Raw genomic sequence first — 20643 nt, forward strand, 5'->3', positions numbered from 1 at the left:
TCGACGCGGAGCGTCGGCGACCGACGACAACGCGGCAGATGGGCGTGCCAAGCCCCGCGTCTGCGACCTGATCCGCCGGACAGGCCCTAGGGCCTGTCCGGCGGATCAGGTCGCGGGATCACCGCGCCGGTCCCGACCCTGCTCAGACCCAACGCCGGCACCTTCCGCGAAGTTCGCCCGAGTGCGCGTGCTGCCGCGGCCGGTGTGCACGATGCGGTCGGAGACCTACTTCCATCTCCAGCACACTGTGTAGGCGAGTGACGGATAGTCCGAGGGCTTCCACGTGGTCGAGCCGTAGTTTCCGCAGAAGGCGCCGGCGTCGTATTGGCTGGTGCGCCCGTTGACCACCACGTTCGAGGCGGCGCAGGAGCCGACGTTGGTGAAGGTCACGTCCTGGCCGCTGCCGGACTTGAGGAGGCATTCGTTCTTCGCTGCGTATCCGGCGTCGTCGGGGTAGTTCATGGACAGGCAGAGCAGCACGTCCAGTCCTGAGTCGCTTGCGACCCCGAAGTGCTTCCACTGGTTGTAGTGCGGCCAGGAGTTGCACTTCGAGTCGTCGCTGGTGCCTCTGTAGGTGGCCAGGACCTTGAAGTTCCCGGTCTGACAGGTTTGGGTGCTCCATGAGCCGGTGCCGCTGGAGCCGTAGACGCAGTCACCCTGGTGGGCGTGGTAGGCGGTGCCGCCGGGACTCTGATAGCTCAGGCACAGCACGAGGTCGTTGCGTGCGGAGGACACGCTCTCGTCGTTGTCGGTGACGTTGTCACAGCTGGACAGGTCGGTCGTGTCGGAGTAGATGCTCACGACCTTGAACGCCCCGTCCTTGCAGTCGGTCGCGACGAGGTCGGGGTCTTCGCTGGTCCCGTTGTCGTAGAAACAGGACCCGACCTCGGCGTCGGCGATGGCGTCGGGGGTCGGGGATTCTGACGGCGTATCGGGTTCAGAGGTCGCGGGGTCGGGGTCTATGGGGTCGGGGTCCGTGGACGCGGGGTCGGTGGGTAGGGAGTCGGGCACGGCCGGGAAATCCGGCACAGCCGGGGCGACCGACCCGGAAGCCGTCCCGGAATCGGCCTGGTTGGAGTGCGTGGCGGCGAGAGCGAGAAGCGCGACGAGTACGACCGCGACGCTCGCGGCGAAGCCGGCTCCGGTTTTGGCTTTGGCTGGTTTCCTGCCCGGGGCGGCCCCTCCCGGCAGGGGGCTGCCCGGAGCGCGCCGGGTTCGCCGCGTTCGCCGGGTTTGTCGAACCGGCGCCGACACTGCCCCGGGGCCGGGTCCTGCCGGCGCCGATGCCGGAGCGGTCGATGCTGTTGTGGCGGCGGCTGCGAGGGTTTCCGCCCACAGAGCCGGAGTCGGACGCCTGGTCGGGTCGGGATCGAGGCTGCTGCGGGCCAGGTCGACGAGTGCTGGGCCGACGCGTGCCAGCGCGGCGGGGTCGGTGGCGGTCTGGTCACGGGCGATGAGGCGTACGGCGAGCAGGGCGAGCTTGTAGACGTCGCTGGCGCAGGTCGCCTTCTCCTCTCCGTCGGGGACCTGCCAGTCGGGAGTCTCGGCCTGGGGGAGGACGGTGGCGCCCCGAAGACGCATGGCATCGGCGTCGATGAGGAAGCACTCGGCGCGCGGGACGGTGGCGAACAGCAGGTTCTTCGGGGAGAGGTCTCCGACGGTGATGCCGAGGCGGTGGAGCCGACTGAGCGTCGTGGCCAGGTCGCCCAGGATGGCGAGACGGTCCCGGCTGCTGATGGTCAGGCCGACGCCGGCCACGTAGGCGTCGTCGTTGAGGAGATACTCCATGTTGGCGAGTCGCTGGGTTCCGCTCGCTCCGCCGAGGTTCTGGAACGCGAACCGGAAGCGCTCGGGAACGGCCCGCATGAGGAACCCGCAGGTGTGCCCCTGACGTTGGACCACGGCCGCGGGCCAAGCGGTCCTCTCGCACAGCCACTTGGCGTCCGCCGCGTTCAACCCGCCGATCAGCTCGGCTCTCGACGCGAGCGCGTCCGCACGCAGGGCGGGCAGTACGGCAGGACCGTACTCCTTGTAGACCACGTCCCAGCCGTCGCCCGCCGCCTCGTTGATCTTCCGGTTCGTGACCTCGTAGACCGTGCCCTGGCCGCCCTGGCCCAACTGCCTTCCCAGGGCGAGCTTGTGATGTTCGACCATGGGGGTTCGCGGGGAGTTCACCACTGCCCCTCAGGTGTCGTGGGCCAGATCGTCAACAGGGTCCTGTCGTCGTCGAAGGTCTCCCGGGAGAAGTCCAGCAGGTGCGCGAACCACAGGGGCGGCGGCGGGTGCGCGAGGTGACGGGCGAAGAGGGAGCCGACCTGGCCGTCGCCGTCGCCGAGCGGGTCGGCGAAGCCGTCGGTTCCGATCAGCAGCGCCTCGTGGGAGGACAGGCGCCTGCTGGTCTGCTCGAGCGGATCGGGCACGTGGGGCAGGGGCGTCACCGTGCTGGACACCAGGAGGACGTCCGACCCCGTCTTGGTGGGGAACAGGGGCAGGAACTGTCCGCGCGAGCGGTCCAGGGTCCAGGCTCCCGAGTCCCCGATGCGGCACAGCTCGACCAGAGGCCCGCCGGGTTGAGGGCGGACCACGCCCGCCACGAGCGTCGTCGCGTACAGGCCGGCCACCTCGCTGAACTCCGGGCCCCGTCCGCCGAGGCGCCACCGCGTCAGCTCACGCAGTCGCTCGGCCGCGTGGCATGCCACGTCACGCAGGTCGATGGGTTCTCCAGGCTGGTCGAGCAGGTGGAGCAGCCGGTCCAGGGCTGCCTGGCAGGCCGCTACGGCGCCCTGCTCGGAACTGGACGCACTGGAAACGCCGTCGGCGACCGCGAAGACGATGCTGCCGGTGGCGGTGTGTACCGCCGCTCGTGCGGCGTCCTGCCGCGGTTGCCGGTAGTAGCGGTGCTTGGCACCGCGCACCGAGGCGAACCGCATGGCCAGCTCCGTGGTCGACCAGCCGTCGCATTCGGTGTCCGGGAAGTCGAAGTCGTACTGGCCAGGGGGCAGCGCCTCGAACTCTGGCCCCGGGGTTCCGATCACGATCCGGTGCCAGGGCGCGGGGTGCGCGGGGTGCGTGGGGTGCGCCTGGGCCGATGCCTTCTGTGTCCCAGCGGGCGCGAGGGCGTTCTCCGGGTTCATGTTCACGGTCACACCTCGTCGATCGCCATGGTGAACTGGTCCGGCCGGTTGACCACGAGCTGCGGGCTCGACGAGTTCAGCGCCTGCCCGGAGGCGACCAGGCTGGCGGTCAGCGAATGGAAGAACTCGGAGATGGCCTGGCCGATGTCGGTCCCGGCCTTCGCGACGAAGGCGAATTCGGGGCGGGTCGCCACTTCGAGCATGGTGTTGGCCCGGGCGTCGCCTATGCCGCAGGCGATGATGTTCGGGGCCGTCGGGGTCTGGGACTTGTCGGTCAGCGCGGCGTGGGGGCCGCGCCAGGCCCCGCCGTCGGTGGGCTGCCCGTCGCTCAGGAGGAACACCACGGGGCGGTGCACCTTGTATCCCTCGCCGCGCAGCCACTGCACATCGGCGGGAATCCGATGCAGCAGATCCTCGAATACGGCCTTGTAGTTGGTGAGTCCACGGATCTCCATCTGAGGCAGGGTGCCCTCGGTACGCATGTCGGCCACGGCGAGCCGCACCTGCACGTCGTCGGAGAACCCCAGCACCGCCAGCCGCAGCTTCGCCGCGACCATCGGCTCCGCGCGAAGTCCCTCGCACAACGACACCAGTCCGTTGGACAGTTCCTCCAGGTACGGACTCATTGAGCCTGACTCGTCGGCCAGTACGTAGGCCGGCAGCAGTACGCCTTTTGTCTCGGACATCCGGATACGCCTCCTCAGTTCTCGCTTGTGATTGATCGCTGCATGTCAGTTGGGCCCGCGGAAAAGAAAACGACGCCTCTATGGCGGGCAGTGACCGCTCACTGCTGGCGAGTCGAGGTCAGACGGAAGTGAGGGCCGCCCAGCTGTTCGGCTGTCGGCTGATCGTCCGGCAGCAATGATCCGTCAAGCCACCCCGCGAGGAAATCGGTGAAACTGCCCTCGAATTCCCAGAATATGTCCGCGCGGCTACCTGTTATGATCCCCGAATCCTGTCCCCGGTGAACCTTCCAGTAGTAAACATCTCCAGAGGTCGACATCCCCCATGGAAAGAGACCGCCTTCGTTGGGGTGAGGAAGGAACTCCGCTACTCCGCAATCGTGATTGTCTTGGAGTACCGTAAGGAGGTCTCGGGCTTCCTCGATGAATTCCTGCTCCATCGTCGGCCTCGGCGCGAGCACTGACAGGAAGTCGCAGAGTGAGAACTCTGGATAGAACTCTGCAAGTTCCTTGAAGTCCGTAGGGAAACGGAATTCCAGCTCGGACTCCAGTGTTACCCAGTCGAGGGACAGAGCCGCAGGCCGGCGTTTTCGGGACAGGCCCGGGAGGGCGGCCTCCAGGTTTCTTACGGTCATCAGCAAGTCACCTGCCAGCCCTTAGTGTTCGCAACGTAGGCATTGAAGAGCATTCCGGTGGGAGTGAAGGCGATCATATTGATTCCGTTGGGTATGTCTTCGCTGGAGTTGTCTACCTGTCCGGAGTACAGGACCGGTCCTTTTAGCGCCGACTTCTTCATGGCGTTCTCGCATCGCTTCATTCCGCTCAGATTCATGCGACTGTACCCAGGGAAGAGGTTCTCCCGCCGCCACTCTCCATGGAAGGTGTCCGCGAATATGTGCGTCCGATGCAGTCCGAGATTGCTCCGGTATCCCTGGACGTAAACCGAGGCGCTGTCATCACGCTTTGATCCCGGAGTCTTCACGTCTTGCGGGCAGATCAGGGCGACTACGCCTGTCGACCTTCCCTTGTTGAGGGGCTGGTATATGGTTCTCTCGGCCTGAGGGGTATCGCATTTGAAGTCATCGATCTCATCGTTGCCCCGTGCGGGATTGCTCAGGCTTGCCCGCAACGCCCTCAACACGCTGGGAGTGAAAGCGCGAGGTGTTGTGCCGTCGGCTGGGGCAGTCACGGTCCCGTCTATGACGACCGGGCGGCCGTTGAGCCTCGCGGTGGCCTGGCCGCCGTGGGCGAGGGCGTTGTTGAAGGCGGTCCTTCCTTGGGAGGTGTTGGCGGTGCTGGTCTGGATTTCGATGGCCTTGTAGTGGCCGTTTTCTTCGGGCAGCAGGCCGTCGTAGGTGGCGGTGGGTGCCAACTGTGCGGCGGCCGATGCCGACTGTTTCGAAATCGTGCTCGGCGAGAGCTGTGCCACGACGGGCTGGAATTTCACGGGGGCTTTGTTCTTCACCGCGTAGTAGCTGATGGATGCCACCTGGCCGGCCCGTGAGGTGGCATCGCCGCCGGGGGCCTGGGCTGCCTGGGCGGTGGGCTCCAGGGGCCCGGTCGCGTCTCCGCCCTGGGCCATGGACGTGGCTTGCGTCGGTGGGGTGTCGAGCTGGTCCTGGAGCGCGGTCGCAATCTCCACGAGCAGTTGCTGATGCTGCGTCTCCAGCTGCTGCTGGTCGGACGTCCAGGTCGCGACCTGTGCGTTGTGGTCGGTCATCTCCGTGGTCAGCTCGCCCTGCTCGACGCTGAGTTGGGCTTCCTCGACGTCGAGCTGCTTCTGCTCCGCATTGATCGATGCCGTCTCCTGGTGCAGCGCGACGCCCTCGGCGTCGAGCTTTTCCTTCTCGGCCACGGCCGCTTCGTACGCGGCCCGCTGCTCGGGCACCACGTAGTCGTGCGAGGTGGAGTTCCAGGCATCCACCTTCGCCTCGTAGGCGTCCATCTTGCTGTTGTGGGCTTTCACCCGGGCAGCGCAGGTGGCGTCCTTGGTGTTGTAGGTGTCGGTCTGCGAGTTGACCTTGGCCGTTTTTTTGGTGAGTGACTGCTTCTCGGTGGTCAGTTCCGTCTTGCGTCGCTCGAGTTCTTTGACCTTGTTGTTGTAGGGGATGACGTCCTTCAAGACGATGTCGGAGGGAAGGCCGCCGCTCACGGAGACTGATGCGGGGACCTCGGTACTCGCCGGCGCGGTTGCCGTGCGGGGCATCGTCGAGGTCGCGGCCGCTGCCGGGCCCGCGCTGAGGACCGGCACGAGCAGCGCCGTGAGAGCCGGCACGACAGCGTGGCGTCCGCCGTTCCGACGGGACCAGGATGTGCGGTGGGTCCTCTCACCTTCGGTGTTCATCCGCGCACCTCGGCAGCGACCCGGCGGGTGAGCGCCTGGACGGTCGACCGCCCGTCGCCTGCCTCACAGATCCCCACCTGTAGGAGCGACTTGCCCTTGAGCTGTGCCTGGCGATAGCAGGCCCAGCCGTTGCCGGCGTCTTGGGTGGCTGTCCAGGAGACGCTGTTCGAGGTGGTGCCGTCGATGCGATAGGTCCACTCGGAGCCGCGGCCATCCTGGTCGGTGCGGACGGCCGACGAGCAGGAACGGAGCCCTGCGGTCAGCGTCCGCAGGAGAGCACCGGCCTTCTCACGGTCGGGATAGACGCCGACGACCTGGGTCATCGTGTAGTTGCCGAGTCCTCCGGCGTCCTGGTAGGTGGCGGACAGGAAGGCTGTCCAGTCCTTGCCGAAGACTGCTTGGGTGGTCGGCCCGACTGCGATGGCGCAGCTCGATGGATCGGCGGCCAGGGCTGGAGAGGGCTTGCTCGCCTCGGAGCTGGAGGTGAGGGTCATCCCTGTCAGCCGGCTCGCCTCGTCCGGAGTGAGCAGCGCGGCGTGCACCGTCCCAGCGACCAAGTGCGGTGGGACGGGGGTGGGTTGGCTGGGCCAGCACCACCAGCCGATGCCGGCCAGTGTGAGGCAGGGCAGCACGGCGACGAGCGGCAGCCGCCATCGACGTAGCGTCAGGCCGATGCGACCCCGAGTGCGGGGAGGCCGCGGCGCGGGCGCCTGAAGAGGTGAAGGTGATCCGGTCGAGACGCTCGGACCGCCGCCGGTGCCGGGCCCGTTCGGCTTGGCCGGGGTGGGCGCGGTCAACTGAGCGGGCCGTGCTGGTGTCTTGAGAGTCGGTGTCTTGGGAGCCGGTGTCTTGAGAGTCGGTGTCTTGGGAGCCGGTGTCTTGAGAGGTGCAGGTCGTCCCATGGGGGGCGGTGTGGCCCGCGGGGTTTGTTGCCAGGTGGGAAGTTCCGGCTTCCCTGGTCCGCTTCCGCTGCGTGATCCAGACGCAGGGCCAACTTGCCAAGTGGCCTGGTCTGTTGACGCGGTCGGATCGGTTGCCTCCTGCTCAGGCACAGTCACTCCATCCATCAGCTCTTGCTCTTGTTCAGCAGCAGAAGGCCGGTGACGATCCGGTAGATGCCGTACACCACCGGACCCCAGGCGACGAAGTACACGCCCCCGCCCTGGGCCTGGGCGTAGGTGACGACGGTGATGAGCACGCCGCCGATGAGCCATGCGGCGCCGAAGCCGATGCCGCGTTTGGCCTTCGTCTCCCAGATGGCCCGCTGTTCGGGGGAGGCGACGTGGTACGGCGCCGGGGCGGCCACGTACGGCGGTGGGGTGGAGGCCGGGGCGGTCGTCCCCTTGGCGGTGGTGTCGTTGCTGTCGGACATCGTGAACTCCTAGACGATCGGGCGGTTGTGCGTGCGGAGGGCGGCGACGATCCGGTCGACGAAGGCGTCGCGGCCCTCCGTCAGGACCAGCGGGATGACGATCGACGTGCCATCCCGTGCCTCCAGTCGGTAGCCGACGACCTCGCCCACGTCGGGCCGGTCGCCGCGTCGGCGGTGGATGCTCCTGAGCTGGATGACGTCCTGCCAAGCGACGGCGCGGGTGACGGACCTACGTGTGTGCACGACTCCGCCGGCGTACAGGTAGTGCGCCTGGGCACCGGCGACGAGACCGCGGATGCCGTGGCCGACTCCGGCGACGAGCATGAACAGGAAGCCGAGGTAGACGGCGTGCAGAACCGAGTAGGCGGAGGAGAAGACCGATGCGTTGGAGACCGGTCCACTCAGCACGATCAGGAATGCGAGCGCGATGGCCGCGATGGCCGCCCCGGTCGCCAGCGCGCGTGAGGGCGAGACCCCGTGACGGGCGGTGATGTACTCGCCGAGTCCCCGCGTGCCCGCCAGCCGGTCGACCTCGGGAGGAGCGGCCTTCGGGGGAGCGGCTTTCGAGGAGAGTGGTGCGGCGGTCGGCTGCCCCGGATCCTGCGTGGCGTCTGTCATGCGGGATGCCTCCATTACGTCGACGACTGCGACGGCTGCGACGGCTGCGACGACCGCGATGAGGACGTCGAGTAGGTCGAGTACGTCGACGACTCTGCTGCTGCCCGCCGCCCCACGTAACCTGAGGGCTCTCAGGGTCTCCGCGATCTCGGGCGGATGACGTGGACGACATGGGGCGCGCAGCATGGAGACGGTCATCGTTCAACTCCCGGAACCTCCGGGGGCGGCTGCCGTGCGGCACGGCCGGCCCCGGCAGCTCGCCCTAGGACCGGGGCAGATGGCCACGTTCGGGCGCGGGGCCGGAGAACGGCCGGTCGACATTCCCCTGTTCGGCGAGGGTGTGTCCCGCTACGCGGGGGAACTCACCGCGAGCGACGACCACTGGCGGCTGACCAACTTCAGCCCGCGCACCACGTACGTGGTGGAGAACTTGGAGGGTGGCGGCGAGTACGTGAAGGTCGCCCCGCGCCGGATGGGAGCGCCCATCCCGTTCGAACTCTCCCGCGTGGTACTGCCGTTGACCGACGGATTCGTCCGGTTCACGGTCTTCGCCCCGCGTCACGCCTTCCTCGACCCGGGACCGGAGGCTCCCGTGAGCCGCTCGGCCGAGTTGACCCTCATGCCCTTCGTACTCGACCCCACGGCCAAGTACTTCCTGGTGCTGCTCGCCCTCTGCGAGCCCCGGCTGCGCGACCCGTCCAGCCTCGCCATCCCCAGCGTCCCCGCAGTCGTCAGCCGACTGCGCGCGCTTCCCGGCTGCGGTGACCTGACTGTGTCCGCCGTCAACTTCCACATCGACTACCTGGCGGGCTCCAAGCTCAAGGTGCGGGAGCGCACCGGCACGCAGGACAGCCCGCGCCTCGACTGGAAGCGCGAAGCCCTCGTCTCACTCGCCCTCCGCTTCGACCTGGTCCAGGAGAAGCACCTGCAGATCTTCTGGGACTCGACCGCATGAGTGAGGGGCCCGTGCATGTACCGCCGGGCGTACCGTCGCCGTACGGCGTGTCACCGAGCCGACCCGACGGCCCCGTCTGCCTTGTCTCCGGAGCTAAGCGCTCCGCTGGAAGCGCGATGACGAACCCGCGGGCCGGGGGGCTGGTCGCGCAGTTCCCCGCGCCCCTTACGGGGGCTCGATACCGCACCGGACTTCGTCAAGGCTGCTTAGCTGACTGTTCGTCAGAGTCGTTCCGCGGATGGAGTTTTCTTTGTTTGTCGCGTCCGAATCTGGCAGACTGCACCGCCGGTTGGCAGCTGTTGACCGGGTGCGATCTGGGGGACGGGTGTGTGGGATCGGGGCACCGTGCTCGGCGGGCGCTACACGCTGGCCGAGCGGATCGGCGGCGGCGCCATGGGCGACGTCTGGCGGGCCGACGACACTGTCCTCGAACGCCGGGTCGCGGTCAAGATCCTGCGCCCGGAGCTGCTCGACGACGCCAGGTTCGCCAAACGTTTCCGCCGTGAGGCCCTGATCCTCGCCTCGCTGGACCACCCCGGCATCGTCGACGTCCACGACTACGGCGAGAACGCCCTCGGCGACGGAAGCCGGGTGGCCTACATCGTCATGGAACTGGTCGAGGGACGACCGCTCGACGAGTTCCTCAAGGAGAGCGGGCCGCTGCCACCCGAACAGGCGCTGGCCACCACCGCCGAAGCGCTCGAGGCGCTGCACGCCGCGCACCGGCGGCAGGTCGTGCACCGTGACATCAAGCCGTCCAACCTGTTGATCTGCGCCGACGGCCGAGTGAAGGTCACCGACTTCGGCCTCGCCCGCGACCTCGCCACCTCCAAGATCACCCCCGAGCACGCCGTCGTCGGCACCGCGCTCTACATCGCCCCCGAGCAGGTCGAGGGCCATGGCACCACCCCGGCCTCCGATCTCTACTCAATGGGCGTCGTCTGCTACAAGATGCTCACCGGGAAACTGCCCTTCGACGGTGAGCGGGCCATCGAGATCCTGGTCAAGCACGTCCAGCAGCCGGTGCCTGCCCTGCCCGCCGACTTCCCGCAACCGGTGCGCGACTTCGTCGCCACCGCCCTCGCCAAGAAACCCGAGGACCGCTTCCCCGACGCCGCGACGATGGCCGCCGCGGCCCGTACCGCGGCCCCTGCGGCGGCGAGTAGCGCGGTGGCCGGCGGCGCGGTCGTTTCCCCAGAATCCGGTGGCGCGGCCGAGGTCATGGTCGCCCCCCAGCAGGGACGCTCGGGGAGTGGGCGCCGCCGCATCCTCATCCCTTTGCTCGTCGCCTGCGTCGTCACGGTGGTCGTCGGAGGTGTCGTGCTCATCGACCCCTCGCTTTTCCGATCCCACACGAGCACACGCGGCAACGAGGCCTCCGCGTCCGCTTCCATCTCCGCGTCCACTTCCGCGTCCGGTGCCCATAGCACCGGCGCGTCGCCCTCGCCCTCCCGCTCACCCAGTGCCTCGCCGTCAGCCTCCGCCACGACGAACGGCAGCGCTGAACCGGTGGGCCTCCCGCCCTCGTCCCCGTCCACCTCGTCGGCGGCAGGAGGCTCCTCCGTCGTGCGTCCGAGCGCGTCCGCGACCATGGAGCCGAGCGCGTACCCGATCGCGGGCGTGAGCATGAGCGACGACTCCGCCGCGATCAAGGGCTCCGGGGTCTCCGCCGGACCCGCCGGCGGTTGCACGGCCTGGCTCGACAACGCCGGCTCCGGCAACCTGTACGGGATGCTGAACACCAGCTACTTCGAGACGTGCCACGCCGAGTTGATCCGGGACGACGGGCTGACCGTCGGCCTCGCGGCATCGAGCGGCGCCGAACGCACCAGCGTGATTTCGGACATCGGTCACACCATGCGGATCTGCGTCTGGCAGCAGGGCGCAAGCGCCGACAAGCAGTGCTCCGCCACCGTCGTCATCCGCAACGGCACCCCCACGGTGCAGTGACCAGCCCTGTCCACAGGTGGGAGCCGGTACACCACTTCCTCAATGTCATGCTGAGAGTGGCTTCGTGGGCTCGCTCCACCACTTCGTGCCCGTTCGATAATGGCCCGGTCCCATGGTGCGGCTCGCGAAGCCACAGCCTGGCCGGTGTGGCTTGATAGCGCGGCATCGCCCGGATTGAGATACGCCCCCGACCGGCCTGATCGGACTGCAGGGACGGAAGGGGGAGCCGGCCAATGGTCATCTTCGGAATCGACGCGCACAAACGCACTCACACCGCAGTCGTGGCGGATGACCGCGGACGCAAACTCGGCGAGCGGACGACGGGAACGACAAGCGCCGACCACCTCCGGTTACTGGCCTGCGTAAAAAAGTGGGGGACGGTGACCGCATCTGGGCTATTGAGGTGTGAACTGCCCGGGGTTCGGTGGGGACTTCGGAACCCTCCGCCAGAAGTCCCGGCTCTCCCACAAGCCCGACACCTGGCGCTACGCATGGGACGCCGAGAACCGGCTGACATCCGTCATCAGCGAGCGGGCGGCGCCTTCGCGCAGACGGATGGTGACAGTGCTGCCTACGACGGACGGTTCGACGTTGGCAGCATCGGCAACGCGCGCCGCCGAAGGATCACGCCTTCACCAACGCGCATCAGCTCGGCGGACGGCACCGCGAGCTGCGCCACGAAGTGCCCGGTCCAGTCGTCGGACCCTCGTGCCCCGTGGCCAACCCAGCCACCAGTGCGCGAACCGCGCCCCGTCTGAAGACCGCGCCACCTCACGGGTCACCTGGAGGCTGGGCCCGGACTTCCCGGCCCAGCAGCACCACCCGCACGAACTGGACTCCGGCACAACTCTTCGACAACGGCTCCTACCGCGACGACACCTCCGTCCCCTGCTCCCGCGTGATCTAGGTCGACCGTTCGACCCGGAAGATCGTCTGGTCGTGCGAGGACAACCCGCCCCAGAACTTCTACAGCCCCTACAAGTCCAGCGCCCAACGCCTCCCGGACGGCAACACCTTCATCGCCGAGGGCTCCTTCGGCCGACTCTTCGAGATGGCCCCCGACGGCGACGTCGTCTGGGCGTACGTCGTGCCGCACTTCGGCGCCTTCGGCGCGGGCGTCGGCATGGAATCCTTCCGCGGCGCCCAGAACGCGGTCTTCCGCGCCTACCGATACAGACCGGATCACGTGTCCTGGCTACGGCGGGAACGGGACTGATGCCGGGCACGGCCGCACAGACATCACCAGTCGAGATCCTCGTACGCCGTCGCCGGCACGCCGATGTCCGGGAAGATGTCCCAGGCGTGCTGCCTCATCAGGTCAGCGGCAGCGCCGTCCGTCCTACGCATTACGACTGCACCGACCTCACTCCACAAACACTCTGCCGCAGACCACTTCCTACCTCGCGGCAGTAGCAAAGCCGCGGAGGTAGAGCAACAGCGTCACACCCCATCGATCCGAACCAGCTCAGAGGCGTCGCCCGCCCCCTGCTCCTGGGACTTTTCAGGGACTTTCAGCGCTGCCTGAGGGACTTCCGAGGGATTTTTCGCCGCCCGACACGGCAAGCCTCCGAAAGATCAGAGAGGGCCTCCGACGCAGATCAGAGGCCCTTTCCGAGGCAAAGCCGCAGGTAGCGGCAGACGAGGCGGGCTATAGGCCGGGAACTGTTCCGCCCGTGGCCAATCAGGCTGCCAAGCGGATTCTCGAACTCACCGCTCGCAGTTCACTCCTCGTCCGGCGTCAACCGCAACGAGATCGAGTTGATGCAGTACCGCTGATCCGTCGGCGTCGAATAGCCCTCGCCCTCAAACACATGCCCGAGGTGCGACCCGCACCGCGCGCACCGAACCTCGGTCCGCACCATCCCGTGTGAACGGTCGGACACGAGTTCCACCGCATCCGAGTTGCGTGCATCAAAGAAGCTCGGCCAGCCGCAGTGGGACTCGAACTTCTCGTTCGAGGTGAAAAGTTCGGCGCCGCAGGCGCGGCAGGAGTAGACACCCTTGGCCTTGGTGTCGGTGTACTCGCCCGTGAAGGCGGGCTCGGTGCCCGCCTTCCGCAGGACGGTGTACTCGGCCGGGGTCAGCTCCGCGCGCCACTGCTCGTCCGGCTTTTCGATGTCGTACGACATGAAGCTCAACCCCTCACAAACGTCACGGCTACTTCGACAGGCGGGTCAGGATCTCGGGACCGAGATCCGTCACGTCTCCCGCGCCCATGGTGAGAACGAGATCACCGGGCTTCGCCATTCCCGCGACGACCGAGGGCGCCTGCGCCTTGTCGTGGACCGGTGTCACGTCCGCGCCCGCCGCCCGCGCCGCCTCGATGATCAGCTCGCTGGTGACGCCAGGGATCGGGTCCTCGCGGGCCGGGTAGATGTCCAGCACGATCGAGGCGTCGGCCAGGGCCAGGGACTCGCCCATTTCCTTGGCCAGCTCCTGCGTGCGGGAGAACAGGTGGGGCTGGAAGACCACCAGGATCCGGCCGTCGGCACCCGCGCGCATGGCCTCCAGGTCGGCCGTCATCTCGGTCGGGTGGTGCGCGTACGAGTCGACGACCTGGACGCCCGCCTCCTCGCCCTTCAGCTGCAGACGCCGCTTCACGCCCGTGTAGGAGGCGATCGCGGGGGCCAGCTCCGCGGCCGGAATGCCCAGCGCCGCGCCCGCCGCGAGCGCGGCCACCGCGTTGTGCGCGTAGTGGCGGCCGGGGACGGACACGGCGAAGGTCAGCTCCGTGCCGTCGAGGAGCACCGTCACCTCGCTCTTCAGTCCCTGGGGGACCACGGACAGGACCCGTACGTCCGCGTCCGGCGCGTCGCCGTACGTCACCACCCGTACGTCCGCCGACAGGCGCCGGGTCAGTTCGCGCGCGCCCTCGTGGTCCGCGGAGATCACCAGCGTGCCGCCCGGCACGATCTTGCCGGCGAAGGTCTCGAAGGACTCGTAGATCTCGTCGATGGAGGCGTAGTTGGCGTGGTGGTCGAGCTCGACGTTGAGGACGATCGCGACCTCGGGGGCGTACTTGTGGAAGCTGCGGTCCGATTCGTCGGCCTCGGCGACGAAGATCTCGCCGTCGCCGTGCAGGGCGTTCGAGCCGGGGGCGTCCAGGTCGCCGCCGATCGCGTACGAGGGATTCAGTCCCAGCGCGGAGAGGGACACGGCGAGCATGGACGTGGTCGTGGTCTTGCCGTGCGTGCCCGCGACCGCGATCGGGCGCAGGCCGTCCATCAGCCGGGCGAGCGCGTCCGAGCGGTGCACCACCGGGATGCCGAGCTCGGCCGCCCGGGCCAGCTCCGGGTTGTCCGCGCGGATCGCCGAGGACACCACCACACAGGTGGCGTCGGACGCCAGGTGGTCCGCCGCGTGGCCGATGTGCACGGTCGCGCCCAGCGCCCGCAGGGCCTCGGCGGTGGGGGACTCCTTCGCGTCACTGCCCGCCACCTTCGCCCCACGCTGCGCCAGGATCTTGGCGATGCCCGACATCCCGGCGCCGCCGATGCCGATGAAGTGCGGTCGGTCCATGGCGGTAGGAAGGCCGGGTGCCATGTGTGTTTCTCCCAAGATCCGGTACGACGATGAGCGCGCCCAAGCGAAAGCACGCGCCCCCAGCCTATTGCGTGCGGCGACAGGCACCCCGTAAGGGGCGCGGGACTGCGACATGTGCGGCTCCGCCGCGTGGGCGCGACCAGCCACCACGTGCCCGCCTCCCGAAAACCACCGCAACCCCACGGCGCCTCACGGCCGAGCCCGGCGGGGACCTACACCTTGCTGTGCGAGAACAGCTTCAGCACCGGCACGCCGACCTTGTGGCGGGCCCGCGAGGCCCAGTCGCGGTGGAAGAACTCCTCCACGTAGTGCGGGTCGGTCAGCACGATGACCTCGTCCGCGTCGATCTCGTCGACCAGCGCCTTGAGCGCGTCCAGCGGGTGGTCCTCGATGAGCCGCCCCTCTGCCTCGCTGCCGGCCGAGCGCAGCGCCACCAGCGACACGTCGAGGGCCTGCTGCCCCTGACCGGCCGCGTCCGCGCCCTCCGGCGTCTCACGCTCGTGGGCCGCCTCGTCCAGCTCCCCGAGCGCGACGTCGTCGATGGCCCGCAGCAGCCGGTCCGCCTGGTCGCCCCGCGGCTGGAGCAGCACATGGAAGGCGACCACCTCGTCACCGTGCAAGGTGGTGACGAACTCCACGTCGGCGGACGTCAGGGCCTTCTCGATCATCAATACGCTTGTGAACACGACAGGCGCCCTTCTCCTCCGTGGGCCTCCCTGGCCCCCTGCGGAAACCATCCTGCCCCGTGATCGCACGGGGACTGCGAGTTTTAGTGTGCCCAGCGGAAGATAATCGGAACGATCTACTCCGCTACCTTGCCCTGACCCACGCCCGGACCGACGGCCAGGACCGTCGCCCCTGACCGACGCCAGGGCCGCCGGTCAGGGGCGACGGTATCGGGCGAAGAGGAATCCGGCCTCCTCCAGGAGGGACGCCAGTTCGAGCCGCTTGGGAACCGCCATCGCGGGCCCCCCTGCGATCCGCTGCGCGTCTCCCGCGGTGAGCGTCGGGGAAAGAGTCAGACACAGCTCGTCGAGGACACCCGCCGCGACCATCTGGCCCAGCAGCCGCGGGCCGCCCTCCGTCAGCAGCCGGGTCATGCCGCGCTCGGCGAGGGCACGTACGGCCCGTACCGGGTCCACGCCCGTCCCGTCCCCGGCGATCACCACCTCGGCGCCCGCCTTCTCGGCCGCCGCCACCCGGTCGGGGGCCGCCGCGGCACCCGTCAGGACGAGCGTGGGCACCAGGGGCGAGGTGAACAGTGGCAGCGAGAAGTCCAGGTCGAGGCTCGCGGTGACGACGGCGATCACGGGCGCCGGGCCCTGTCCGGCCGCCTCCCGGAGCGCCGCGAACTCCGCACGCGCGCGTGCCGGACGGTAACCCTCCTGGCGTACCGTTTCCGCGCCGACGACCACGACGTCCGCGAGAGCCCGCAGCACCCCGAAGATCCGCATGTCGGCGGCGCTGGAGATGCCCTGGGACTTCCCGTCGTGCTGGGCGGCTCCGTCGAGCGTGGAGACCATGTTGGCCCGCAGCCAGGGCTCCCGGACACCGGCGGAGCGGAGTTCGGGGTAGGCGTACGCCTCCGCCAGCTCCAGCAGTTCCCACTCACGGTCCGTCGCATCCGTCACATCTGCCACAGCCGCACCAGGGGCATCGGGGGCCCCTGCGGTGGCCTGGGCTGCTGTTTCGTAGGTCACAGGGAACAGGCGTCGCATGTCGTGCAGTGTGGCACGGCGCTTAGAGTGGGGAACCGTGTCGTCCTCCACAGCCGCTTCCTGGATCGAACCGATACCCGAAGCAGCCCCCACGTCCCTGTGCGCCCGCGAGCCGCACGTCCCCGCGGACCGGCTGGTCGCCGAGATGGTGCCGCCGCCGCGCTTCGACTCCGTGCGCTTCGAAACGTACATTCCGGACTCGAACCAGCCGAGCCAGACCGAGGCCGTACAGGTCCTCGCCGGCTTCGCGGCCGGTCTCGGCGGGGCGCACGCGCTCGGCGGCGGCAAGCGGGGCTTCTTCGGCTTCGGCAGGGCCAAGGCGCCGAAGACCCCGGCCGGCCCCCGGGGCGTCTACCTGGACGGCGGTTACGGCGTCGGCAAGACCCACCTGCTCGCCTCCCTGTGGCACGCCACCCCGGCCGAGCCCGCGCTCAAGGCCTTCGGCACCTTCGTGGAGCTGACGAACCTGGTCGGCGCGCTCGGCTTCCAGAAGACCGTGCAGACGCTCTCCGGGCACCGCCTCCTGTGCATCGACGAGTTCGAACTCGACGACCCGGGCGACACCGTCCTCGTCTCCACCCTGCTCGGCAAGCTGGTCGACGCGGGAGTCGCGCTCGCGGCCACCTCGAACACCCTGCCGGGCAAGCTCGGCGAGGGCCGGTTCGCGGCCGCCGACTTCCTGCGCGAGATCCAGGGGCTGTCGGCGCACTTCCGGCCGCTGCGCATCGACGGCGAGGACTACCGCCATCGCGGGCTGCCCGAGGCCCCGGCGCCGTTCACCGACGAGCAGGTCACGAAGGCCGCGTACGCCACGGACGGGGCCTCCCTCGACGACTTCCCGCATCTGCTCGACCACCTCGCGCGCGTGCACCCCAGCCGCTACGGCGCCCTGACCGACGACCTGAAGGCCGTCTGCCTCACCGATGTCCAACCGGTGCCGGACCAGTCGACGGCGCTGCGGCTCGTGGTGCTGGCCGACCGGCTGTACGACCGCGAGGTGCCCGTCCTCGCCTCCGGGATGCCCTTCGACCAGCTCTTCAGCGAGGAGATGCTGAACGGCGGCTACCGGAAGAAGTACTTCCGCGCGATCTCCCGGCTCACCGCGCTGGCCCGCGACGCCAAGGGGCTCGTCGAGGCGTAGTTTTCGGCCCCTCCACAGCGTTTTCGGCCCTCTTCACTGTGAAACGTCGAGTTAACCCTGCAAACAACTTGCCGCGTTAACCTATGTATTGACATGGAGGACGAGACGCCGGGAGGGGGCGCATGTTACGAGGTACGACGGCCCGACCCCTCTACGTGGTACTCGCCGCCGTCCTGATCAGCCTGCAACTCTTCGCCCCCACCGAGGCGTTCGCGTCCGCGCACAGGGGCGAAGTCGTCTCCTGCGACGAAGCGGAGCATCCGCAGAAGGTGGCACCCCCTCTGGGTGCCCGTCAGCGGACCCGCGACGAGGATCTCGTTCCCGACACACCCCCGCGCGCCCTGCTCGCGAGCGACCCCGCGGCCTCGTACCCGCCGCTCGCGCTCGCCCCGGCGCACCCGCGCACGTCGAGATCCTCGACCGCCCACTCCCCCGCCATACTTCAGGTCTTCCGCTGCTGAGCGGAGCGCGTCCCCCCACGCTCCGTCTTGTAAGCCGACGCGCCCTCAGGGCGCGCCAGGAGGAACTGACATGCAGCCCCTCATCGACCATGCCCGCTCCTTCGGCCGACGGCCCGAGGAATTCGCCTCGCTCGCCGACGGCCAGTCCCCGCAGGTCCTGTTCATCACCTGCTCCGACTCCCGGGTCGTTCCGGCCCTGATCACCGGCGCCCGCCCGGGCGAGCTCTTCGAGCTGCGCACCGCGGGCAACATCGTCCCGCCGTACGTCGCCGGCCGGCCGACCTCCGAGGCGGCCACCGTCGAGTACGCGGTGGACGTGCTCGGCGTGTCCGAGATCGTGGTCTGCGGCCATTCGCACTGCGGCGCCGTCGGCGCGCTGGTGCGCGGCGACGACCTGACGGCCGTACCCGCCGTGCGCGACTGGCTCGCGCAGGCGCAGCGCCCGTCCGACGCACCGGGCGACGACCCCACCGTCGCCGAGGCGGTGCAGAACCACGTCCTCGCGCAACTGCTCAGGCTCCGCGGATACCCCTGTGTGGAAAGGGGCCTGACGACGGGCCGGCTGCGTCTGCACGGCTGGTACTACGAGGTCCACACCGGCGCCGTGCGCGAACACCGTGCGCACACCGACACCTTCGAGGCGCTGTGAGCCGCGCCGTGAACACTTCGGGCCTCATGAGCAAACTCCCCCACCTGCGGCAGGACTTCGCCGCCTCGATCGTCGTGTTCCTGGTCGCCCTGCCGCTGTGCGTGGGCGTCGCCGTCGCCTCCGGTGTCCCGGCGGAACTCGGCCTGGTCACCGGCATCGTGGGCGGTCTCGTCACCGGCCTGATGCGCGGCAGCAGCCTTCAGGTGTCGGGGCCGGCGGCCGGACTGACCGTGCTGGTCTTCGAGGCCGTGAGGGAGTACGGGCTCGCCGTCCTCGGAGTCGTCGTGCTCGCCACGGGTGTGCTCCAACTCCTCATGGGCGCACTGAAACTGGGGCGCTACTTCCGGGCCATCTCGGTGGCCGTCGTCGAGGGCATGCTCGCCGGGATCGGCCTCGTGCTGATCGCGGGCCAGCTCTACTCGATGGCCGGGCTCAAGGCCCCCGCCTCCGGACTCGACAAGCTCGCCGGGCTGCCGGAGGCCGTCGTCGACGCGGCCCGCAGCACCGAGGCGCTGGCCTCGGTCGGACTCGGGGCGGGCACGATCGCCGTGCTCGTCCTGTGGCGGCGGCTGCCGCGGCGGGTGCGTACGGTGCCGGGGGCGCTCGGCGCGGTCCTGCTGGCCACGCTGGTGGCCTCGGGGTTCGGGCTGCCGGTGGCCAAGGTCGAGGTGCGGGGGCTGGTCGGCTCGATCCAGCTGCCGAGCCTCGACGCCTTCGGGGAGCTCGCGAGCGTGGGCGTGCTCGGCACGGTGCTCGCCTTCACGCTGATCGCCTCCGCCGAGTCGCTGTTCAGCGCGGCGGCCGTGGACCGGCTGCACGACGGCCCCCGGACCGAGTACGACCGGGAACTGATGGCGCAGGGCGCGGGCAACACGGTCTGCGGACTGCTCGGCGCGCTGCCGATGACCGCGGTGATCGTGCGCAGCGCGGCGAACGTCCGGGCGGGCGCGCGGACGAAGGCGTCCCGCGTGCTGCACGGCGTCTGGCTGCTGCTGTTCGCGGCACTGCTGCCCGCCGCGCTCGGCGTCATCCCGCTGCCCGCCCTCGCCGGCATCCTGGTGCACGCGGGCTGGAAGCTGATCCCGCTGCGCGAGATCGTCTCGCTGTGGCGCGAGCACCGGGGCGAGGCGCTGATCCTCGTCGTCACGGCGGTGTCGATCGTCGCCGTCAGCATGTTCGAGGGGGTGCTCATCGGGCTCGCCCTGGCGATCGTCAAGACGGCGTGGGAGGCCTCGCACGTCCGCCTGGAGGTCATAGACAAGGGTGCGGGCCCCGTCCAGGCGTATCTGTCGGGCAACGCGACCTTCCTGAGGCTGCCGAAGATCCTCGACAGCCTCGAGGCACTGCCCCAGGACCGCCCGGTCGAGCTGGACCTCTCCGGCCTGCACCACCTCGATCACGCCTGCCGCACCGCGCTGGAGAACTGGTCGGCGCGGCACAGTGAGGCGGGGACGGAACCGGTGAAGGTGACCACCGGCTGACCCCCCGGGCTCGCGGTCGGGGGGATCCTCGACCGCGAGCCCGCGTGAGGCATATCGTGGGATTAGTGGTGGTATGCGGCGGCTCGAAAGGGGGTCGTCATGCTCGATGAGCTCTTGGCCACGGCCGCGGTGGTCGGTACCGCGGGGGTGGTGTACGTCGCCGCGGCGGCCCGGGTCGTCAAGCAGTACGAGCGGGGCGTGGTGCTCCGGCTCGGGCGGCTCCGGGGTGGCATAAGGCCGCCCGGGTTCACCATGATCATCCCCGGTGTGGACCGGCTGCGTAAGGTCAACATGCAGATCGTGACGATGCCCGTCCCCGCGCAGGACGGCATCACGCGGGACAACGTCACGGTCCGGGTCGACGCGGTCATCTACTTCAAGGTGGTCGACGCGGCCGACGCGGTCATCCAGGTCGAGGACTACCGCTTCGCGGTCTCGCAGATGGCGCAGACCTCGCTGCGCTCGATCATCGGCAAGAGCGACCTGGACGATCTGCTGTCCAACCGGGAGAAGCTCAACCAGGGCCTGGAGTTGATGATCGACAGTCCGGCCATGGGCTGGGGTGTGCAGATCGACCGGGTCGAGATCAAGGAC

Annotated in this window: 20 protein-coding genes; 8 read left to right on the forward strand and 12 right to left on the reverse strand. The window is 69.0% G+C overall.

What is annotated here, in order from left to right:
• Positions 1–225: 225 nt before the first annotated feature.
• The 8 genes from ACFVWD_RS52065 to ACFVWD_RS52100 all read right to left on the reverse strand — a co-directional run bounded on the left by ACFVWD_RS52065 (position 226) and on the right by ACFVWD_RS52100 (position 8349).
• Positions 226–2175 carry a hypothetical protein gene (locus ACFVWD_RS52065; protein ID WP_389605692.1) on the reverse strand — a complete coding sequence of 650 codons (1950 nt, stop codon included), beginning with the start codon at positions 2173–2175 and terminating at the stop codon, positions 226–228.
• Positions 2172–3134 (reverse strand): protein phosphatase 2C domain-containing protein, encoded by a 963-nt coding sequence (locus ACFVWD_RS52070; RefSeq protein WP_389605714.1) that lies wholly within the window; start codon positions 3132–3134, stop codon positions 2172–2174. The genes ACFVWD_RS52065 and ACFVWD_RS52070 overlap by 4 nt, the downstream gene beginning before the upstream one ends.
• Before the next feature lie 8 nt (positions 3135–3142).
• Complete coding sequence (locus ACFVWD_RS52075; RefSeq protein WP_389605694.1) at positions 3143–3820, reverse strand: hypothetical protein; 678 nt, start codon at positions 3818–3820, stop codon at positions 3143–3145.
• A 98-nt stretch (positions 3821–3918) separates the two neighbouring features.
• Positions 3919–4452 carry a hypothetical protein gene (locus tag ACFVWD_RS52080; protein WP_389605695.1) on the reverse strand — a complete coding sequence of 178 codons (534 nt, stop codon included), beginning with the start codon at positions 4450–4452 and terminating at the stop codon, positions 3919–3921.
• Positions 4452–6161, reverse strand: a complete 1710-nt coding sequence (locus ACFVWD_RS52085) for a DNA/RNA non-specific endonuclease (protein WP_389605696.1) — start codon at positions 6159–6161, stop codon at positions 4452–4454. The genes ACFVWD_RS52080 and ACFVWD_RS52085 overlap by 1 nt, the downstream gene beginning before the upstream one ends.
• A complete protein-coding gene (locus ACFVWD_RS52090; RefSeq protein WP_389605698.1) occupies positions 6158–6718 on the reverse strand; it encodes a sensor domain-containing protein in 561 nt (186 codons plus the stop codon). Before ACFVWD_RS52090 ends, ACFVWD_RS52085 begins: the two co-directional genes overlap by 4 nt.
• Positions 6719–7227: 509 nt before the next feature.
• A complete protein-coding gene (locus tag ACFVWD_RS52095; RefSeq protein ID WP_389605699.1) occupies positions 7228–7533 on the reverse strand; it encodes a hypothetical protein in 306 nt (101 codons plus the stop codon).
• Between the two features lie 9 nt (positions 7534–7542).
• Entirely contained in the window at positions 7543–8349 is an 807-nt protein-coding gene (locus ACFVWD_RS52100; protein ID WP_389605700.1) for a hypothetical protein, read from the reverse strand.
• Between ACFVWD_RS52100 and ACFVWD_RS52105 the strand changes: the two genes are divergently transcribed.
• The 3 genes from ACFVWD_RS52105 (at position 8336) to ACFVWD_RS52115 (ending at position 12272) form a co-directional block, all read left to right on the forward strand.
• A complete protein-coding gene (locus ACFVWD_RS52105; protein ID WP_389605701.1) occupies positions 8336–9106 on the forward strand; it encodes a serine/threonine protein kinase in 771 nt (256 codons plus the stop codon). The genes ACFVWD_RS52100 and ACFVWD_RS52105 overlap by 14 nt on opposite strands.
• A gap of 327 nt (positions 9107–9433) precedes the next feature.
• Positions 9434–11056, forward strand: coding sequence for a serine/threonine-protein kinase (locus ACFVWD_RS52110; RefSeq protein WP_389605702.1), 1623 nt, complete (start codon positions 9434–9436; stop codon positions 11054–11056).
• A gap of 1051 nt (positions 11057–12107) precedes the next feature.
• Positions 12108–12272, forward strand: coding sequence for a hypothetical protein (locus ACFVWD_RS52115; RefSeq protein WP_389605716.1), 165 nt, complete (start codon positions 12108–12110; stop codon positions 12270–12272).
• A 505-nt stretch (positions 12273–12777) separates the two neighbouring features.
• Here the strand turns inward: ACFVWD_RS52115 and msrB are convergent.
• The 4 genes from msrB to ACFVWD_RS52135 form a co-directional block, all read right to left on the reverse strand.
• Positions 12778–13185, reverse strand: a complete 408-nt coding sequence (gene msrB / locus ACFVWD_RS52120) for a peptide-methionine (R)-S-oxide reductase MsrB (RefSeq protein ID WP_389605703.1) — start codon at positions 13183–13185, stop codon at positions 12778–12780.
• A 28-nt stretch (positions 13186–13213) separates the two neighbouring features.
• Complete coding sequence (gene murC, locus ACFVWD_RS52125; protein ID WP_389605704.1) at positions 13214–14599, reverse strand: UDP-N-acetylmuramate--L-alanine ligase; 1386 nt, start codon at positions 14597–14599, stop codon at positions 13214–13216.
• 212 nt (positions 14600–14811) lie between these two features.
• On the reverse strand, positions 14812–15285 hold the full coding sequence (locus ACFVWD_RS52130; RefSeq protein ID WP_101401533.1) for an indole-3-glycerol phosphate synthase: 474 nt from the start codon (positions 15283–15285) through the stop codon (positions 14812–14814).
• A 195-nt stretch (positions 15286–15480) separates the two neighbouring features.
• A complete protein-coding gene (locus tag ACFVWD_RS52135; RefSeq protein WP_389605706.1) occupies positions 15481–16317 on the reverse strand; it encodes a pyrimidine reductase family protein in 837 nt (278 codons plus the stop codon).
• On the opposite strand from ACFVWD_RS52135, the gene zapE reads away from it, so the two are divergent.
• The 5 genes from zapE to ACFVWD_RS52160 form a co-directional block, all read left to right on the forward strand.
• Complete coding sequence (zapE, locus tag ACFVWD_RS52140; RefSeq protein WP_389605707.1) at positions 16316–17458, forward strand: cell division protein ZapE; 1143 nt, start codon at positions 16316–16318, stop codon at positions 17456–17458. The two genes, ACFVWD_RS52135 and zapE, sit on opposite strands and share 2 nt — an antisense overlap.
• 122 nt (positions 17459–17580) lie before the next feature.
• The gene (locus ACFVWD_RS52145; RefSeq protein ID WP_389605708.1) at positions 17581–17919 is read left to right on the forward strand and encodes a hypothetical protein; all 339 of its coding nucleotides are present in this window, start codon (positions 17581–17583) and stop codon (positions 17917–17919) included.
• Between the two features lie 70 nt (positions 17920–17989).
• Entirely contained in the window at positions 17990–18568 is a 579-nt protein-coding gene (locus ACFVWD_RS52150; protein WP_389605710.1) for a carbonic anhydrase, read from the forward strand.
• A gap of 26 nt (positions 18569–18594) precedes the next feature.
• Positions 18595–20049, forward strand: coding sequence for a SulP family inorganic anion transporter (locus ACFVWD_RS52155; RefSeq protein ID WP_389605711.1), 1455 nt, complete (start codon positions 18595–18597; stop codon positions 20047–20049).
• Between the two features lie 99 nt (positions 20050–20148).
• The coding region (locus tag ACFVWD_RS52160; RefSeq protein WP_389605712.1) for an SPFH domain-containing protein at positions 20149–20643 on the forward strand (495 nt) is incomplete at its 3' end.

The organism is Streptomyces sp. NPDC058086 (assembly GCF_042885015.1).
Lineage (GTDB): Bacteria > Actinomycetota > Actinomycetes > Streptomycetales > Streptomycetaceae > Streptomyces.

Coding starts and splice junctions, on each gene's coding strand:
- ACFVWD_RS52150 (WP_389605710.1), top strand. CDS start 17,990: ATGCAGCCCCTCATCGACCATGCCCGCTCCTTCGGCCGACGGCCCGAG.
- murC (WP_389605704.1), bottom strand. CDS start 14,599: ATGGCACCCGGCCTTCCTACCGCCATGGACCGACCGCACTTCATCGGC.
- ACFVWD_RS52070 (WP_389605714.1), bottom strand. CDS start 3,134: ATGAACCCGGAGAACGCCCTCGCGCCCGCTGGGACACAGAAGGCATCG.
- ACFVWD_RS52075 (WP_389605694.1), bottom strand. CDS start 3,820: ATGTCCGAGACAAAAGGCGTACTGCTGCCGGCCTACGTACTGGCCGAC.
- ACFVWD_RS52085 (WP_389605696.1), bottom strand. CDS start 6,161: ATGAACACCGAAGGTGAGAGGACCCACCGCACATCCTGGTCCCGTCGG.
- ACFVWD_RS52135 (WP_389605706.1), bottom strand. CDS start 16,317: ATGCGACGCCTGTTCCCTGTGACCTACGAAACAGCAGCCCAGGCCACC.
- msrB (WP_389605703.1), bottom strand. CDS start 13,185: ATGTCGTACGACATCGAAAAGCCGGACGAGCAGTGGCGCGCGGAGCTG.
- ACFVWD_RS52105 (WP_389605701.1), top strand. CDS start 8,336: ATGGAGACGGTCATCGTTCAACTCCCGGAACCTCCGGGGGCGGCTGCC.
- ACFVWD_RS52095 (WP_389605699.1), bottom strand. CDS start 7,533: ATGTCCGACAGCAACGACACCACCGCCAAGGGGACGACCGCCCCGGCC.
- ACFVWD_RS52115 (WP_389605716.1), top strand. CDS start 12,108: ATGGCCCCCGACGGCGACGTCGTCTGGGCGTACGTCGTGCCGCACTTC.
- ACFVWD_RS52100 (WP_389605700.1), bottom strand. CDS start 8,349: ATGACCGTCTCCATGCTGCGCGCCCCATGTCGTCCACGTCATCCGCCC.
- ACFVWD_RS52080 (WP_389605695.1), bottom strand. CDS start 4,452: ATGACCGTAAGAAACCTGGAGGCCGCCCTCCCGGGCCTGTCCCGAAAA.
- zapE (WP_389605707.1), top strand. CDS start 16,316: ATGTCGTGCAGTGTGGCACGGCGCTTAGAGTGGGGAACCGTGTCGTCC.
- ACFVWD_RS52155 (WP_389605711.1), top strand. CDS start 18,595: ATGAGCAAACTCCCCCACCTGCGGCAGGACTTCGCCGCCTCGATCGTC.
- ACFVWD_RS52145 (WP_389605708.1), top strand. CDS start 17,581: ATGTTACGAGGTACGACGGCCCGACCCCTCTACGTGGTACTCGCCGCC.